Below are 15,575 nucleotides of genomic sequence, written 5' to 3'. Positions count from 1 at the left end.
GATTCCTGCTAGTGACCTTCACCGCCGGCTCATGTAAAGATCGTTCACATGAGCTGGCGCAAGGAGCAGCGCCGCGCCGAGCGCGGCTATCACCACGGAAATCTGAAGGAAGCCCTGTTGCAGGCCGCTCTCGGGCTGATCGCCGAGAAGGGCGCGGCTGGCTTCACCTTCGCCGATGCCGCACGCATGGCCGGCGTCAGCGCAGCGGCGCCCTATCGGCATTTCCGCGACCGTGACGAGCTGTTGTCCTCGATTGCCCAGCGCGGCTTCGAGCAGTTCGAGCAGCGCCTGACCGCGGCCTGGGACGACGGACGCCCCGACACGGTCACCGCGTTCGAGCGCGTCGGCAAAGCCTATCTCGCCTTCGCCCGTGAGGAGCCCGCGTTCTACAACGCGATGTTCGAATCGGGCGTGCCGGTTGACGCCAATCCCGCACTTCAGGCCGCCAGCGAACGCGCCTTCAACATCATTCGCGCTGCAGCCGAGCGGCTCGCGGCGCTGACGCCGCCGGGTAGGCCGCGGCCGCCGGCGATGATGATGGCGCTGCACATCTGGTCGATGGCGCACGGCGTGGCTTCGCTGTTCTCCCGTGGCGACGCCGCGCGACGAAAATTGCCGATGTCGCCGGACGAACTGCTCGAGGCCGAGGTGCTGATCTATCTGCGCGGCCTCGGCTTCCCGACCGACCGCCGTCCTGCAGGCAAGGGCGCCGAGCCGCCGCCGGTGCCGCCGGAGGCGTCCTCCGGTTCAGGTGTGCCGCCGGCTGGTCCCTGGGGCAAGCCGAAATAAGATTGCGCAAAATAATCACGCGGGCGTGTCTGGCGGCCAGCTTGACAAAATCGCGGGATGGTCTAGCTATGTAAATGTTATTTACATTCACAACGGCGCTGGTGCCGTGATGGAGATGGGAAATGGCCTACACCGCTGACGTTAATCGCTGGCGCGGCCCTTCGGACCAATACCAACAATACGAGCGTCCCCGCATGCTCGATACGCCCTGGCATCCCGGCTGGATCGCCGTGACCATCCTCGGCTTCATCATCTGGTGGCCGATCGGACTTGCCCTTCTCTTTTTCACACTCGGGAGCAGAAGAATGTCGTGCTGGAGCCATCAGGATCGCTGGCAGAACAAGATGGAAAAGATGCAGTACAAGATGGACCGCATGCGCGGCCGCATGGAGCGCCGCGGCTTCGGCTTCGGCTTCGGCCCGCCGTCCTCCGGCAACCGCGCCTTCGACGAGTACCGATCGGAAACGCTGCAGCGGCTCGAGGAGGAGCAGGTCGAGTTCAGGAACTTCCTCGACCGTCTGCGCCACGCCAAGGACAAGGAAGAGTTCGACCAGTTCATGGCGCAGCACAAGACACGTCCGACCCCGCCGCCGACCGACCAGCAGCAGGGCTGACCTTCAAGGCTGACACCTCTCAAAGCCTTCAGGCGCATGCCCCCAAAGTCCTGATGGCCCCGAGCCGCCCGTCTGCGCAACCCGCAGGCGGGCGGTTTGGTTTTTGGGATCTTGCTTCGATCTCTCGCGTGCGCGAGAGCAGGCATCGGCCGCCATCGTTGCTCGCATTGCTCGTCGTGCCGCGCCTAGTCCTGTCGCGAGATGCAGGTTGCAATTTATCGCGGTGGCAACTGACAAGCACTAGACCGGACGTTGCCGAGAATGCCGCCCGGTTGCGGCGGTGTGGTCTGTCCGGAAAATCGAATCTCCTCTTGCAACCAAAGGGTGTTGTGCATAATCTTGGGACGTTTTTCAATCGATGATATTTGGCTGAATATTAGGGAGTATTTTCGTGCGGATCGTAACGATCGTTCGGAAGGTAGCCCCTCGCTGCTATCCCAATTACCTCAAGGCTTTTGAAGACGGCGACGAAATCTTCGACCGCTTCAAGATCAACACTCCGCTTCGCATCGCGCACTTCCTGGCTCAGGCGCTATATGAAACCGGCCGCGGTACGGTTCTGTTCGAGAGCCTCAAATACAAAACCGCGGCGCGACTTCTCGAGATTTTCGGCATCGGCCGTCACAGCGCGGCGATCCGGCCCGATGAAGTCGATCAATATCTCAACAACGATCGCGCCTTGGCCGAGCGCGTCTATGGACTGGGCAATCCGAAGAAGGCGAAGGAGCTCGGCAATACCAAGCAAGGAGACGGATACAAATATCGCGGCGGCGGCCTGTTGCAGACGACGGGCGGAGCCAACTACGCACGCATGGGCAAACCTGCCGGCGTGGATTTCTACAACAACCCGGATCTGATTGTCGCTCCAGAAGCGGCCCTCCTTCCCGCGCTCAACGAATGGAATGAGGGAGGCATGAACACTTATGCGGATCAGAACAACATCCGTGCGATCACGCGGACCATTAACGGCGGTTACAACGGCTTGAGCGGCCGCACGGAACTGTTCGAGATCGTGTGGAGCGCAATAGGCAAGAGCGGCGCGAACCAGGTGGCCTGGAAAGCCGCAACCACGTCGGACGAAACGCGCGAGCTTCAGGAGGCCCTGAACGATCTCGGGGCTGAGCCGGCGCTTGTCGTGGATGGACGATATGGTCCCGCCACCGCGCAGGCGGTCGAGTGGTTTCAAAACCACGCCAAGATCCCGGTCGATGGAAATGCAGGCGTGGTGACGCAGGCGGCGTTGAATCTCCGCCTGAATTCCCGGACGGCTTCAGAGCGCCCCTGAGAGCGTGCCGCCTTTGACGCGCGAAGGTCGCCGGAGCTTCGCAAATGGATGTCTCGATTATTGAGGGTCGAATTTTAGCAAGTCTTATTACGCAGAAGGAATTGAGCATGACCGACGGCGAAAAGATGCTGAAGCTGGCCGAGTCCCGCATCGGCGAGAAATACGTCAATGTCTGCGTTCCCAAAAACAACAAGAACTGGCACGGTCCATGGGACTGCGCGGAGTTCATGTCCTGGTTGGTGTATCAGGTCGGTGGATTCCTGTATGGATGCGTCGACGACAACGGCAATCCAGCAACGGTCGAGGCCTATACCGGCGCCTGGAAGAGCGATTCACAAAAACTTGGAAAGCGCGTGCCGTGGCGGCAGGCAGCCTCTACGGTGGGAGGCATTCTTCTCCGCTATCCGCCCGGACCGGGCATGATGGGGCACATCGTCGTTTGTGACGGCGAGGGCGGCACCGTGGAGGCGATGGGAACGGCCTATGGCGTTCGTCGCGGCAAGGTGTCGGGCCGGAATTGGGATACCGGCGTCTTGCTGCCGAACTTCACGTATGGGGCGGCGGGCGGAGCACTCGACCTGGTTGAGCCGAGCCAGCTGTATGCGCTTGGGCAGCCGAATATGAAGGCGTCCGTCGTTCGGGACATCCAACGCGCGTTGAAAGAGCTGGGGTTCAATCCGGGGCCGATCAACGGTGAATATAATGACCTGACGGTGGCGGCGGTCGCAGCGTTTCAGGCGACCAAAGGAATCATTGTCGACGGACAGGTAGGACCGCAGACCGCAAAACGGTTGAAGATCGAACTCTAGGGATCGGCGGACTCTTCCACCTGCTCCGCGCGCGACGGAGGCGTCCCGGCGGCATGACTGGCGCCGGGCTGCATCGCATGACCGCCAGCTTCAGCGAGCGGTGGCCAGCTGCGCGTGAACCGAAGCCAGGAATTGTTCGTAGGCGTGATCCACGATCTCGTTGAGCGATCGCGTTCGTGCGAACATCGCCTTGGCCTCGGCGAGAAACTCCTCGCGGGTCGGTATCGTCGGCAGATGCAGGTGTGTCAGCGCGTCGACGCCGTCATGCGCGCGATTGAGGATGTCGTGCAGCGTCGGCAGCTGCAGCTGGGTCGGGTCGGCCCGGTGCAGCGCCGAAGAGATCGCGTGTGCAAGCTTCGGCGCGTCGAACCGCCCGGCAAGCTCGCGGGCGGCCCGATTGATGACGCGGGCGCCGAGCGGTTGCTCATTGCGCAGCACCTGTTCGGGCGGCGCCTTCATGTTCCAGACGATTCCGAACCAGGACAATACCGTCAGCACGTAATAGGTGACGTCGATCTCCCACCAGCGAAAACCCTGCCGCACGCTGCTCTGATAGGCGTGGTGATTGTTGTGCCAGCCCTCGCCCATGGTGAGCAGCGCCAGCAGCCAGTTGTTGCGGGAATCATCGCCCGTCACGTAGCGCTTGCGTCCGTGCACATGGGCCAGCGAATTGATGCAGAAGGTCGCGTGATAGACCAGCACCGTGCTCCACAGGAAGCCGACGATCAGACCCGACCACCCGGCCACCAGGAAGCAGAGCGCTGCAAGCACGAAGGCCGGCAGCAGCTCCAGCCGATGCAGCCACATCAGCTCAGGATAAACCGTGAGATCGCCGACTTTCACGAGATCGGTCGCGTCGTGCTCCCGGTAAAAGATCCAGCCGAGATGGCTGTACAGGAAACCGCGCTGACGCGGCGAATGCACATCCAGTTCGGTGTCGGAATGCAGATGATGATGCCGATGCTTGGCCGCCCACCACAACACGCTCTTCTGCGCGGTGCTTTGCGCAAGGCAGGCAAGGATGAACTGAAACACGCGGCCGGTGGCGAAAGCCCGATGGGAGAAATAGCGGTGGTAGCCGGCGCCGATCGCAAACATCCGCACGACATACAGTGAACCGCAGATCGCGACGGCCTGCCACGTGACGCCTGACCAGATCGCCGCAAAGCATCCGAGATGGACCAGCACGAACGGTATGGCGGAGGGGTACATGACGTCGTCGTGGTGGTCGTCGGCGGGCGCGTTGGGCAACATGTTTCAGCGTGACCTCAGGTAACGGGGATCCGGAATTTGCATCGGCAGCACCGAGGGCTGCCGGGTACGAAAAACCCGCGGATGGCGGACCACCGCGGGGCTTGAGCGAGCTGCTTTGCGTGTTATCCCGGCTAAAGCAGCATCAGCCGAAAATCCGACTGAATATATGGGCGCGGATGGCTGGCATGCAAGCTCGTAGCCTCACGGGGAGCTGCGGCATGGTGCTCAGGTAGTCACGGCGGCTGCCGCGTGGCGCGCGGGTCGTCCGCGGCCTATATTCGACACGTGAAGGAAGCACCAAAGCACCGGAGGCGGCCTTGATGGCAGCTGCGACCGCAACGAACGATCGCCTCTGGCAGAACATACGCGCGGAGGCGCAGCGCGTGTGCGAATCCGATCCCGTCTTCAGCAAGTCGCTTGCCGATGCAGTGCTGGCGCATGATAGTTTTGCCGCGGCTCTGGCCGATCTGATCGGGCGCAGGCTTGGCGGCAACGCCGCCGGGCAGGCACGCTTCACGGCCTTTTCTATCGACGCCTTTCGTGGCGCGCCGGAATTGATCGAAGCGGCCGGCCGCGACTTGCAGGCGATTGTGCTCCGCGATCCCGCCGTCGCCGGCCTGTTGCCGCCGCTGCTGCATTTCAAGGGCTACGTGGCGCTACAAGCCTGGCGCGTCTCGCACCGGCTCTGGCGTCATGACCAGCGCGACGCGGCGCTGCTGTTTCAGAACGAGGCCGCGAACGTCCTGCAGGTCAGCATTCACCCGGCGGCCAGCATCGGCTCGTCCGTGTATCTCGACCACGCCACCGGGATCGTGATCGGCGCCAATGTGCTGATCGGCGATGACGTCACCATTCTCCAGAATGTCAGCATCGGCCGCGGCAGCGAACTGCCGACGCGCTCGCCGCGTATCGGCCGCGGCGTCTTCATCGGCGCCGGCGCGACCATCTTGGGCGATATCCGGATCGGCGATTTCGCCAGGATCGGCGCCGACACGGTCGTGACTTCCGACGTTCCCGGCGGCTGCACCGCGGTTGGAAATCCTGCGCGGTTGACCAATTGTCCCGCGCCCGCTTCGGCGGCCTGAGGCGCCGTCACGTCATGAGATGCGGCGGAGCGCGGCCCGATCAGCCGCAAAGGCAGGGTCGCCGAGGTCTGCCCCCGGCGACATCCCGTTGCCTCAGGCGGCGCGGCGATGGCTCTCGCCGCCATGCTGGGGCGTGACCGGCTCCGAGCTGGTCTGGCCCGGCGCATCCAGCACCGCGACGTGGTGACGATAGACCATCTCCCAGCCCTTCCATCCCGTGAACAGGAGGATGCCGACCACGATCAGGGAGAGCACCACGCCCCACGGCTTGATCGCAGCCTCGGCGCCTTGCGCGTAGCGCAGGTAGAAATTGACCAGGGCCAGCACGACCGCCGCGAGATTGCCGACCATGTGGTACCAGGCATCGTTGAGGCGGCGGATGCGGGGCTCGCCGAAGAAGTCCGTAAAGCCGGCCACAGCCGCGACGAGCGCCATGACGATGCCAGCCCCGATCAGCCACATCGCGGCTCTGGCCCAGAAATTGTCGCCGGTTCCGATGAAGGCCAGATCGGCGATGGGCGCGCCGACCAGGCATGCGACCGGGAACGGGATCAGCATGGGGTGGAGCGGGTGATCGCCGATGGCGGCGGTCGTCTTGGGGTTGATGGTCATGGCAACACCTCGCGGAAAGTGATTTTTGGGACAATTTTTCGGGCGAGGGCTGGTTCCTCCGGTCGCACGGACACGCGGAACTCTCGCGCCCCGGACGCACCGCAGCGTCTCTTTGACGATGCGCTGCTGAGCCGGGGCCCATCTCACCGCACATGCACGCCGCATCCCGGGTCCGGGACACGGACCAGGCCTGTCCGCCCATCCCCCTGCGCCACCTACCTTTCCGGCAACCAAATTCACCCCTGGTAACCCCGCATTAACCAACGGCGGGCTCTGGTAAGGGCGGACAATCGCGCCCAAAGCCCGAAGCCAGGGACCGTCAAGGCCCGGGGCCAAAGGCCCATAGTTTTGACATCTTGGCAGGGAATGCAGACGGCCGGCTCTGGACGAGCCCCTGCACCCAGAAAGACAAGGCTTTGAGCGGGCTTGCCGGCCGCGCCGGTGCTAGCGCGGCCATTGGGGAACCGGCAGCCATTTGCTGGCCGGCACATCGGGTAAACGATCGCCTTGAGAGGATACTGCTTATGAATCCGGCCGACGTGGCTCAGTCAGCCCTTCCGGTTGCCGCTTCCGCGGACGTGTCGCTGATCGCGCTGTTCTGGCAGGCTCACTGGATCGTGAAAGCGGTGATGCTGGGACTTCTGTCCTGCTCGGTCTGGGTCTGGGCGATCGCCATCGACAAGATCTTCCTGTTTGCCCGCACCCGCCGCTCGATGGACCGTTTCGAGCAGGCGTTCTGGTCCGGCGAATCGATCGAGGAGCTCTATCGCACCCTCTCTGCCAAGCCGACGCATTCGATGGCGGCCTGTTTCGTGGCGGCGATGCGCGAGTGGAAGCGCTCGTTCGAGAACCAGGCCCGCTCGGTCGCCGGCCTTCAGATGCGCATCGACAAGGTCATGAACGTCTCGATCGCCCGCGAGGTCGAGCGGCTGGAACGCCGCCTGCTGGTGCTTGCGACCGTCGGCTCCGCCGGCCCCTTCGTCGGCCTGTTCGGCACCGTCTGGGGCATCATGTCGAGCTTCCAGTCGATCGCGGCGTCGAAAAATACCTCTCTGGCGGTGGTGGCACCGGGCATCGCGGAGGCGCTGTTTGCGACCGCGGTCGGCCTTATCGCCGCCATTCCTGCCACTATCTTCTACAATAAGTTCACGTCCGAGGTGAACCGGCAGGCCCAGCGGCTGGAAGGCTTCGCCGATGAATTTTCCGCCATCCTGTCGCGTCAGATCGACGAGCGGGGCTGACGGGCGGCATGTATAGTGTGAAGGGCAATTTGGGCACGCGATCATGGCGATGAACGTTGCGAGTTCGTCCGGAGGCGGCGGCCGCCGCGGCCGGCGCAAGCCCGTCGTGGCCGAGATCAACGTCACGCCGATGGTCGACGTGATGCTGGTGCTGCTCATCATCTTCATGGTGTCGGCGCCGATGCTGACGGTCGGCGTGCCGCTCGACCTGCCGCAGACCCAGGCCAAGAGCCTCGAAAACAACGACCAGAAGCCGATCCAGATGTCGATCGACATCAAGGGCAAGGTGTTCATCAACGACGCCGAGATCGCGATCAACGAGCTGGTGCCAAAGCTGAAGGCGATCACCGACGCGCGCGGCGGGCTCGAGGAGCGCATCTATCTGCGCGCCGACAAGAAGGCGGATTACGGCACGGTGGCCAGGGTGATGGGCCAGTTGTCCGGCGCCGGGTTCAAGAAGCTCGCCCTCGTCACGGAAGCGGATCAGGGGTAGGCCGTGAAGGTGAAGGTCGACAAGACACTCGTTGCGTCGATTGCCCTGCATGTCCTCGTGCTGGGATGGGGGCTGGTCACCTTTAGCAGCAAGGCCTACGTCGCGCCGGAAGAGTCACTTCCGATCGACATCATCTCGACCGATCAGCTCGCGAAGATGATGGCCGGGCAAAAGACCGGCAAGAAGGAAGAGCCCAAGCCCAAGGTCGAGAAGATCGCCGAGCCCAAGCCGGAGGAAGACGCCGTCGGCAAGGTCACCGAGAAGAAAGAGCTGATCAAGACCAATTCGCAGCCGGATCCGCCGCCGAAGCCGGTCGAGAAGCCGGTGGAGAAGAAACCCGAGCCGCCGAAGCCTGTGGCCGAGGCGAAGCCGAAGGAAGAGCCGAAGCCGCAGGAAAAGAAGCCTGATCCGGCCAAGGAAGATCCGATCGCCGAGCTGCAGAAGAAGCTGGAGACCAAGAAGCCGCCGCCCAAGCCCGTGGAGCAGAAGGTTGCGGCGGTGCAGCCGCAGCAGCAGCCCAAGCCCAAGGAGCGCAGCTTCGATCCCGCGCAGATCCAGCGCGACCTCGACAAGCGTGCCGCGACCCGGCACGAGCTCACGGGAACGGCGCTGAACGCCTCGGCCTCGCTGGGATCGGCGACCGGCACTGCCGCCAACAACATTGCGACCTGGCGCGGTGCGTTCCAGGCCGCGGTCAAGCGCTGCTTCACGCCGACCTATAACGGGCAGGACGCCGACCAGTACGAAGCCGACATCGACATTCCCATGAAGATCGACGGATCGCTGGCGTCCGAACCCATCGTGGTCGCGGTGAGGGGGCCGTCGCGGTCGATCGCCCAGGCGGTGGCGGAGAGCGCCAGGCGCGCCATCGTGCAGTGTCAGGTCTACGCGTTCATGCCGAAGCAGCAGTACGAGAGCTGGAAGCTCATTCCGATGACTTTCGGCCTGAAAGATATGTTGTGACATCCGAACAAAAGAATTTTGCAATGAATGACGTCCGATCGATGAACCGCCGCCGCTTCATGACCCTGACCGGATCAACGCTCGCGATGCTCGGGGGCGGACGTGCCCTCGCTCAAGGCCAGGACGGCCGCATCCGCATCGATCCCACGGCATTCCAGCCGATCCCGATCGCGATCACCGGCTTCGTGCCGGGCTCGCCGTCCGACGGCGACGTCGGCAACGGCGTCACTCAGGTCATCACCAACAATCTGAAGCGCTCGGGCCTGTTTGCCCCGATCGACCAGGCCGCCTTCATCGAGCGCATCAGCAACATCGACGTCGCGCCGCAATTCCAGAACTGGAAGACGCTCAACGCGCAGGCTCTCGTCACCGGCCGCATGACGCGGCAATCAGATGGACGGCTCAAGGCCGAATTTCGCCTGTGGGACGTGGTCTCCGGCCAGCAGCTCGCCGGACAGCAATATTTCACCTCGCCGGAATATTGGCGCCGCATCGCCCACATCATCTCCGACCAGATCTACGAGCGCATGACGGGCGAGAAGGGCTATTTCGACAGCCGCGTGGTGTTCGTGGACGAAAGCGGCCCGAAGGAGCGTCGCGTCAAGCGGCTCGCGATGATGGACCAGGACGGCGCCAATGTGCGCTACCTGACCCGCGGCTCCGACCTCGTGCTGACGCCGCGCTTCTCGCCGAACTCGCAAGAGATCACCTATATGGAGTTCGGCCAGGGCGATCCGAAGGTCTATTTGTTCAACATCGAGACCGGCCAGCGCGAGATCGTCGGCAACTTCCCGGGCATGACCTTTGCGCCGCGCTTCTCGCCGGACGGCCAGCGCGTCATCATGAGCCTGCAGCAGGGCGGCAATTCCAACCTGTTCGTGATGGATCTGCGCTCGCGCTCGACCACGCGCCTCACCGACACGCCGGCGATCGATACCTCGCCGTCTTACTCGCCGGACGGCACCCGCATCTGCTTCGAGTCCGATCGTGGCGGCAGGTCGCAGATCTATGTGATGGCCGCGGGCGGAGGACAGGCGCAGCGGATCTCCTTCTCCAAGGACGATACCAACGCCAGCTATTCGACCCCGGTATGGTCGCCGAAGGGCGATTACATCGCCTTCACCAGGCAGGGCGGCGGGCAATTCTCGATCGGCGTCATGAAGCCCGACGGCTCCGGCGAGCGGCTATTGACCTCCGGCTTCCACAATGAAGGCCCGACCTTCTCGCCGAACGGCCGCGTGCTGATGTTCTTCCGCGATCCCGGCGGCAATGGCGGGCCGTCGCTGTACAGCGTCGACATCTCCGGCCGCAACGAGCTCAAGGTGCCGACGCCCGGCTTCGCCTCCGACCCGGCATGGTCGCCGCTGTTATCCTCGACGGCGGGTTGACAAGAGAGCGCTAAAACATCGCGCGTTCAGACGCGCGATGTTGTCGAAAAACGCGCCGATTTTTTCGACTTTTCTGCGCAAAGCAAGCCTTCCTTCACCTTGTGCTCGGCAAGGCTTGCCTAGTTGCTTGATATTTAAGCGGAAATCGGTTCGCTGATACCGAAAAACAACTCGACTTTAACGATGTTCCCTCAGAAAGACTTCATCTGGGCTGGGTAAGACTACGCGCCAAACAGGACGCGTAACAAGCCAATGCAACTGGCCGACCAGAAGCAGAGTGATCGAGACGAGCTGGAGCCGATACTCTACGCCGCTCTCATCAACTCCATGGTGCAGAATTTCTGGGCGATCTTCCTCGGCTCGGCCTCCGCGGCCGTGGCCGCGGTGATGACTGCGTTGAAGACGGGCGACGTCTGGCTGTGGCCGCTTGCATTCCTGCTGATTGCCATCGGCACCGCGCGCGCCTTCCAGATGCGCGGATATGAAAACCGCACCGAGGTGCTGTCATTCGAAGAGGCCAAGCACCTGGAGCCGCGTTACTGGATCGGCGCGCTGAGCTATGCGGCCGTGCTCGGTGTGTGGGCCTTCGTCGTCATCTACAACAACAACGATCCGGTCGCCGACATGCTCTGTGTCGCCATCGGCATCGGCTACACCGCGGGCGGCGCCGCCCGCAATTACGGGCAGCCCCGGGTGATCCAGTGGCACGTCGCACTGGCCTGCGGTCCGATGTCGCTCGCCTTGCTGCTGCACGGCGGCTTCTACCACATCGGTCTTGCCATCCTGCTGGTGTTCTTCTTCATCGGGCTCAAGAACATCAACCTCAGCCTGCATGCGATCTTCGTCAAGGCGCTGACCTCGAGCTTCCGCGAATCCGCGCTGGCGAGCCAGTTCGACACCGCGCTCAACAACATGCCGCACGGGCTGTGCATGTTCCGCGCCGACGGCCGCCTTGCGGTGATGAACCACCGCTTCGGCGAGCTGATGGCCTTGCCCGAGGACCTCGTTAAGCGCGGCGCCACTGCCGCCGATATCGCGGCGGCCTGCGTTTCCGCCGGGTCGATCTCGGCGGAGAGCGGCAACCACATCCTGGCCGAGATCGAGCATGCGCGGATCTGCGAGATCGTCACCGCCGATCCGGATTCCTCGCGCGGCCGCACCCTGGCTTGGACGTTCCAGCCGATGACCGGCGGCGGCACGGTGCTGCTGCTGGAAGACATCACCGAACGCACCAATGCGGAAGCCCGCATCAGCCATCTCGCCCGTTATGACGAGCTCACGGCGCTGCCCAACCGGGTCAGCTTTCACGACGAGATCGAGCGGCTGCTGAAGAATTCGCATCATGCCGAGCGGCTCTCCGCGCTGCTCTTCGTCGACCTCGACCAGTTCAAGCAGGTCAACGACACGCTCGGTCATCCCTGCGGCGACCAGCTGCTGTGCGCCGTCGCCAACCGTCTGCGCGAAATGCTGCGCCCCGAAGATTTCGTCGCCCGTTTCGGCGGCGACGAATTCGTCGTGTTCCAGCAGAACATCTCCTCGCCCGAGGACGCCGCCGCGCTGGCCCGCCGCATCGTCGAGCGGCTGAGCGAGCGCTACCGCATCGACAATCATTTGGTCGAGATCGGCGCCAGCGTCGGCATCGCGCTGACCTCGCCGGGCGATGCCAGTGCCGATACGCTGCTCAAGAACGCCGACATGGCGCTGTACCGTGCCAAGGCCGACGGCCGCGGCACGTTCTGCTTCTTCCGCGACGAGATGGCGGCGACCGTCGAGGCCCGCCGCATCCTCGAGCTCGACCTGCGCAAGGCGCTCGCCAACGAGGAATTCGAGCTGTTCTACCAGCCGCTGGTCAATCTGAAGTCCGGCAAGATCACCACTTGCGAGGCGCTGCTGCGCTGGAATCATCCGGTGCGCGGCACGGTCTCGCCGATCGACATCATCCCGGTCGCCGAGGACATGGGCCTGATCGTCGATCTCGGCCGCTGGATCCTGCGCCGCGCCTGCATGGAATGCATGAAGTGGCCGGAGGGCGTCAGCGTCGCCGTCAACTTCTCGCCGCAGCAATTCCACCAGCGCGACGTGCTGAGCGAAATCCGCTACGCGCTGGAGGTGTCGGGCCTGCCGGCGCATCGGCTGGAGATCGAGATCACCGAGTCCTCGCTGCTGCGCAACACCCAGCTGACCCACGACATCCTGTCGCAATTGCATGCGCTCGGCGTGCGCATCTCGCTCGACGATTTCGGCACCGGCTATTCCAGCCTCAGCTATCTGCACAATTTCCCGATGCAGAAGGTGAAGATCGACCGCTCCTTCCTCGAAGGCATCGACACCGACCGCCCGCTGACGCTGCTGCGCGGCGTGGCGCGGCTGTCCGCCGATCTCGGCATGGCCGTCGTGGTCGAGGGCATCGAGACCAACGAGCAGCTCGATCTGATCAGCGCCGACGGCACCGTCTCCGAGGCGCAAGGCTATCTGTTCAGCCGTCCGGTGCCCGCCGTGCGGATGCGCCAGCTGCTCAACGCCTCGCATGGGCGGCGCGGCGAAGGCCAGCTCCACGTCGCCAGCTCGCGCTCCTTCGCTTAACTCCGTTTCTCGGAACGTCCCATCATTTCAGACTGTTGCAGGGTACCGTAGTGCTACGGAGGTTAACCCTAACCCTTCGATTGCTTTGCATACTTGTTAAGAAGGTGTTAATAAATCATGGCGCGCGCGTAAGTTGTCTTGCAGGAATTGCCTTCGAATGCCGCGACGTGAGTGTGTTTAAGGAGTTGGAATGCAGTCCTCAGCCAGATCTGTCATTTCGGCTGTTGGACGGGGAGCAGAGCTTCTGACCGACGTCGATTATCATCTTGCCGAAACCGTCGCGGAGAAGGAGGAGATCTACAATCTCCGCTACCGCGCCTATCTGCGGGAAGGCGCGGTGAAGCCCTCCGCCGATGCGCGGGTGACCGACCGCTACGACGAACTGCCGAACGCGTGGACCTTCGGCGTCTATCTCTATGGCGAACTCTGCAGCTCGGTGCGCATCAGCGTGCTGACATCGGAATGGCGCGAGTCCACCTCGGCCGATGTCTTCCCGGACATCCTGCTGCCGCGGCTCGATCGCGGCGAGGTCATGATCGACCCGACCCGCTTCGTCGCCGATCCCGACCAGGTCAAGCGGGTCCCGGAATTGCCCTATCTGACGACGCGTCTCGCTTACATGGCCTGTGAGCATTTCAATGCCGATCTCGGCCTCGCCATCGTGCGCCCCGAGCATCAGGCCTTCTACCGGCGGGTGTTCCTGCATGAGACCATCGCCGAGCCGCGGCTGGTTCCCGGCCTCACCAAGCCGTTCGGACTGATGGCGGCGGACTTCCCGACCTTCCGCAAGAAGGTGTTCGAGCGTTATCCAATCATGCGGTCGACTGCCTTCGAGCGGCGGATGCTGTTCGGGCGCGGCGGCCAGCGCCAGGTGCCGCAGCGGCCGGTGCTCGTGGCGGACGCTGCGCACGCGGACGCCGCGCACGCCTGAGTCGGCGATAGTGTGGATGCGGCTCCAGGTTTGAGCCTGGGCTCTGCCCCTTACCCGTCACGCGTCGCCACGCATCGCGCCCTGGGCCTAAAATTCCGGCGAAAGCCGGGTTTTTGCCGGCCGCCGCGGCTTGCCTTCACCCTCGCGCCACATTTACAACCCATTAACCATGACGGGTGCTTTTCGCTGGTTGGGGGCATTTGATCGGCTGAGGCAAGGTTCCGTCAAGGTTGACGGAACGTTCGCTTAACCAACCCCCTGTAGACCGGACAGCAGTGGACTAACGTGAGCGTGGAGGCTCCGGAATGAAACATCCTATGCGTATCCTCCAGGGATTGAAGCTGGTCGCGGTGCTCGCCGTCGCGCTGTCGATGGGCGCCTGCGCCAACAAGAATGCCGCGACGGATGCGATGGCCAATGCGGCAACACCTGGCAGTCAGCAGGATTTCGTCGTCAACGTGGGTGACCGCGTATTCTTCGAAAGCGACCAGACCGATCTGACCCCGCAGGCGATCGTGACCCTGGAGAAGCAGGCGCAGTGGCTGCAGACCTATCCGCGCTACAGCTTCACCGTCGAAGGCCACGCCGACGAGCGCGGCACCCGCGAATACAACATCGCGCTCGGCGCCCGGCGAGCCCAGTCGGTGCGTTCGTTCCTGGCCTCGCGCGGCATCGATCCGAACCGCATGCGCACGATCTCCTACGGCAAGGAGCGGCCGGTCGCCGTCTGTAACGACATCTCCTGCTGGTCGCAGAACCGCCGTGCCGTCACCGTGCTGAACGCGAGCTCCTGACGCCGAGATACTGACACTCAGTCAGGCGCCGTTCATCTTCCAAAACCGAGTATGCCGGCGCCCTCTCGGGCGCCGGTTTCGTTTCAGCAAACCGTGACCTAAAACCCCTTGGTTCAAGTCACGGTTTTGGCGTACTCCCTTCCTCATTATGTGGCGCGGCGAATGGTCCGCCGTGGGCCACGTCGCTTTTGTCGTCAGGGCAAGATGTCATCGAAATTCAAGGCAATTACCGGCACCGTGGCAACCGTCGCGCTGCTCTCTTTGTGTTCGCCCGCAACTGCGCAGTCGGTCTTTGCGCAGTCGGATGATGCCGATCCCGAGATGCGGATCGAGCGGCTGGAGAACCAGCTGCGCCAGCTCACTGGCCAGAACGAAGAGCTGCAATACCGCAACCGCCAGCTCGAAGAGCGGCTGCGGGCGCTCGAGGGCGGCGCCCAAGGCGCGCCCGGACAGGCGCCCAATGTCGCGGCGATGCCGCCCGCCCAGGTCGGACCAGGTCAGGTTGCGCCCGGCTATCGCCAGCAGCCGCAGCAGCAGGCCGTGCAACCGAATTACGAGCAGCCGCAGAGCGCGGCTTCTGCGCCGATCGTTCAGGAGCAGCCGGCGCCCGGCGCTCCCGGCACGCGCCGTCGCGGCGATGCCTTCGATCCGAACCAGAACCCGAACGCGCCGGGTGCGCCGCGCGCGCTCGGCGGCGGCCCGCAGCCGATGCCGTCGGGAGCACCCGGCGGCCG

Annotated in this window: 14 protein-coding genes and 1 pseudogene; 13 read left to right on the top strand and 2 right to left on the bottom strand. The window is 63.6% G+C overall.

What is annotated here, in order from left to right; translation table 11 throughout:
• Nucleotides 1–48: 48 nt before the first annotated feature.
• The 4 genes from XI03_RS25010 to XI03_RS24995 all read left to right on the top strand — a co-directional run bounded on the left by XI03_RS25010 (nt 49) and on the right by XI03_RS24995 (nt 3,497).
• Nucleotides 49–789 carry a TetR/AcrR family transcriptional regulator gene (locus XI03_RS25010; protein ID WP_028140328.1) on the top strand — a complete coding sequence of 247 codons (741 nt, stop codon included), beginning with the start codon at nt 49–51 and terminating at the stop codon, nt 787–789.
• Between the two features lie 122 nt (nt 790–911).
• Nucleotides 912–1,403: a DUF2852 domain-containing protein gene (locus XI03_RS25005; RefSeq protein ID WP_038948384.1), complete on the top strand. Its 492-nt coding sequence runs from the start codon at nt 912–914 to the stop codon at nt 1,401–1,403.
• 391 nt (nt 1,404–1,794) lie between these two features.
• Nucleotides 1,795–2,688, top strand: a complete 894-nt coding sequence (locus XI03_RS25000; RefSeq protein WP_271593598.1) for a peptidoglycan-binding protein — start codon at nt 1,795–1,797, stop codon at nt 2,686–2,688.
• A gap of 44 nt (nt 2,689–2,732) precedes the next feature.
• Nucleotides 2,733–3,497, top strand: coding sequence for a peptidoglycan-binding domain-containing protein (locus tag XI03_RS24995; protein WP_271593597.1), 765 nt, complete (start codon nt 2,733–2,735; stop codon nt 3,495–3,497).
• Nucleotides 3,498–3,587: 90 nt separating this feature from the next.
• Here XI03_RS24995 and XI03_RS24990 read toward each other — a convergent pair whose 3' ends face one another.
• Nucleotides 3,588–4,751, bottom strand: a complete 1,164-nt coding sequence (locus tag XI03_RS24990; protein WP_271593596.1) for an acyl-CoA desaturase — start codon at nt 4,749–4,751, stop codon at nt 3,588–3,590.
• Between the two features lie 320 nt (nt 4,752–5,071).
• On the opposite strand from XI03_RS24990, the gene XI03_RS24985 reads away from it, so the two are divergent.
• Nucleotides 5,072–5,836 (top strand): serine O-acetyltransferase, encoded by a 765-nt coding sequence (locus XI03_RS24985; protein WP_271593595.1) that lies wholly within the window; start codon nt 5,072–5,074, stop codon nt 5,834–5,836.
• Between the two features lie 93 nt (nt 5,837–5,929).
• On the opposite strand, the gene XI03_RS24980 is transcribed toward XI03_RS24985, so the two are convergent.
• Nucleotides 5,930–6,448, bottom strand: a complete 519-nt coding sequence (locus tag XI03_RS24980; protein ID WP_271593594.1) for a DUF2231 domain-containing protein — start codon at nt 6,446–6,448, stop codon at nt 5,930–5,932.
• Between the two features lie 524 nt (nt 6,449–6,972).
• On the opposite strand from XI03_RS24980, the gene tolQ reads away from it, so the two are divergent.
• From tolQ to XI03_RS24940, 8 genes and pseudogenes are all read left to right on the top strand, one after another.
• The gene (tolQ, locus tag XI03_RS24975; RefSeq protein ID WP_018317771.1) at nt 6,973–7,689 is read left to right on the top strand and encodes a protein TolQ; all 717 of its coding nucleotides are present in this window, start codon (nt 6,973–6,975) and stop codon (nt 7,687–7,689) included.
• A 43-nt stretch (nt 7,690–7,732) separates the two neighbouring features.
• Nucleotides 7,733–8,182: a protein TolR gene (tolR, locus tag XI03_RS24970; protein ID WP_018317772.1), complete on the top strand. Its 450-nt coding sequence runs from the start codon at nt 7,733–7,735 to the stop codon at nt 8,180–8,182.
• A 3-nt stretch (nt 8,183–8,185) separates the two neighbouring features.
• The gene (locus XI03_RS24965; protein WP_271593593.1) at nt 8,186–9,145 is read left to right on the top strand and encodes a protein TolA; all 960 of its coding nucleotides are present in this window, start codon (nt 8,186–8,188) and stop codon (nt 9,143–9,145) included.
• A 41-nt stretch (nt 9,146–9,186) separates the two neighbouring features.
• Nucleotides 9,187–10,533 (top strand): Tol-Pal system beta propeller repeat protein TolB, encoded by a 1,347-nt coding sequence (gene tolB, locus XI03_RS24960; RefSeq protein ID WP_028140320.1) that lies wholly within the window; start codon nt 9,187–9,189, stop codon nt 10,531–10,533.
• Nucleotides 10,534–10,785: 252 nt separating this feature from the next.
• Entirely contained in the window at nt 10,786–13,116 is a 2,331-nt protein-coding gene (locus XI03_RS24955; RefSeq protein WP_038974611.1) for a putative bifunctional diguanylate cyclase/phosphodiesterase, read from the top strand.
• Nucleotides 13,117–13,306: 190 nt separating this feature from the next.
• On the top strand, nt 13,307–14,047 hold the full coding sequence (locus tag XI03_RS24950; RefSeq protein ID WP_271593592.1) for an N-acyl amino acid synthase FeeM domain-containing protein: 741 nt from the start codon (nt 13,307–13,309) through the stop codon (nt 14,045–14,047).
• Nucleotides 14,048–14,352: 305 nt separating this feature from the next.
• Nucleotides 14,353–14,841 (top strand): peptidoglycan-associated lipoprotein Pal, encoded by a 489-nt coding sequence (gene pal / locus XI03_RS24945; RefSeq protein ID WP_018317777.1) that lies wholly within the window; start codon nt 14,353–14,355, stop codon nt 14,839–14,841.
• Between the two features lie 204 nt (nt 14,842–15,045).
• Nucleotides 15,046–15,575 (top strand): annotated as a pseudogene (locus tag XI03_RS24940) (tol-pal system protein YbgF); the annotation flags it as partial.

The organism is Bradyrhizobium sp. CCBAU 65884, assembly GCF_028128835.1.
GTDB lineage: Bacteria > Pseudomonadota > Alphaproteobacteria > Rhizobiales > Xanthobacteraceae > Bradyrhizobium > Bradyrhizobium ottawaense.
This window is presented reverse-complemented; position numbering and strand designations above follow the sequence as displayed.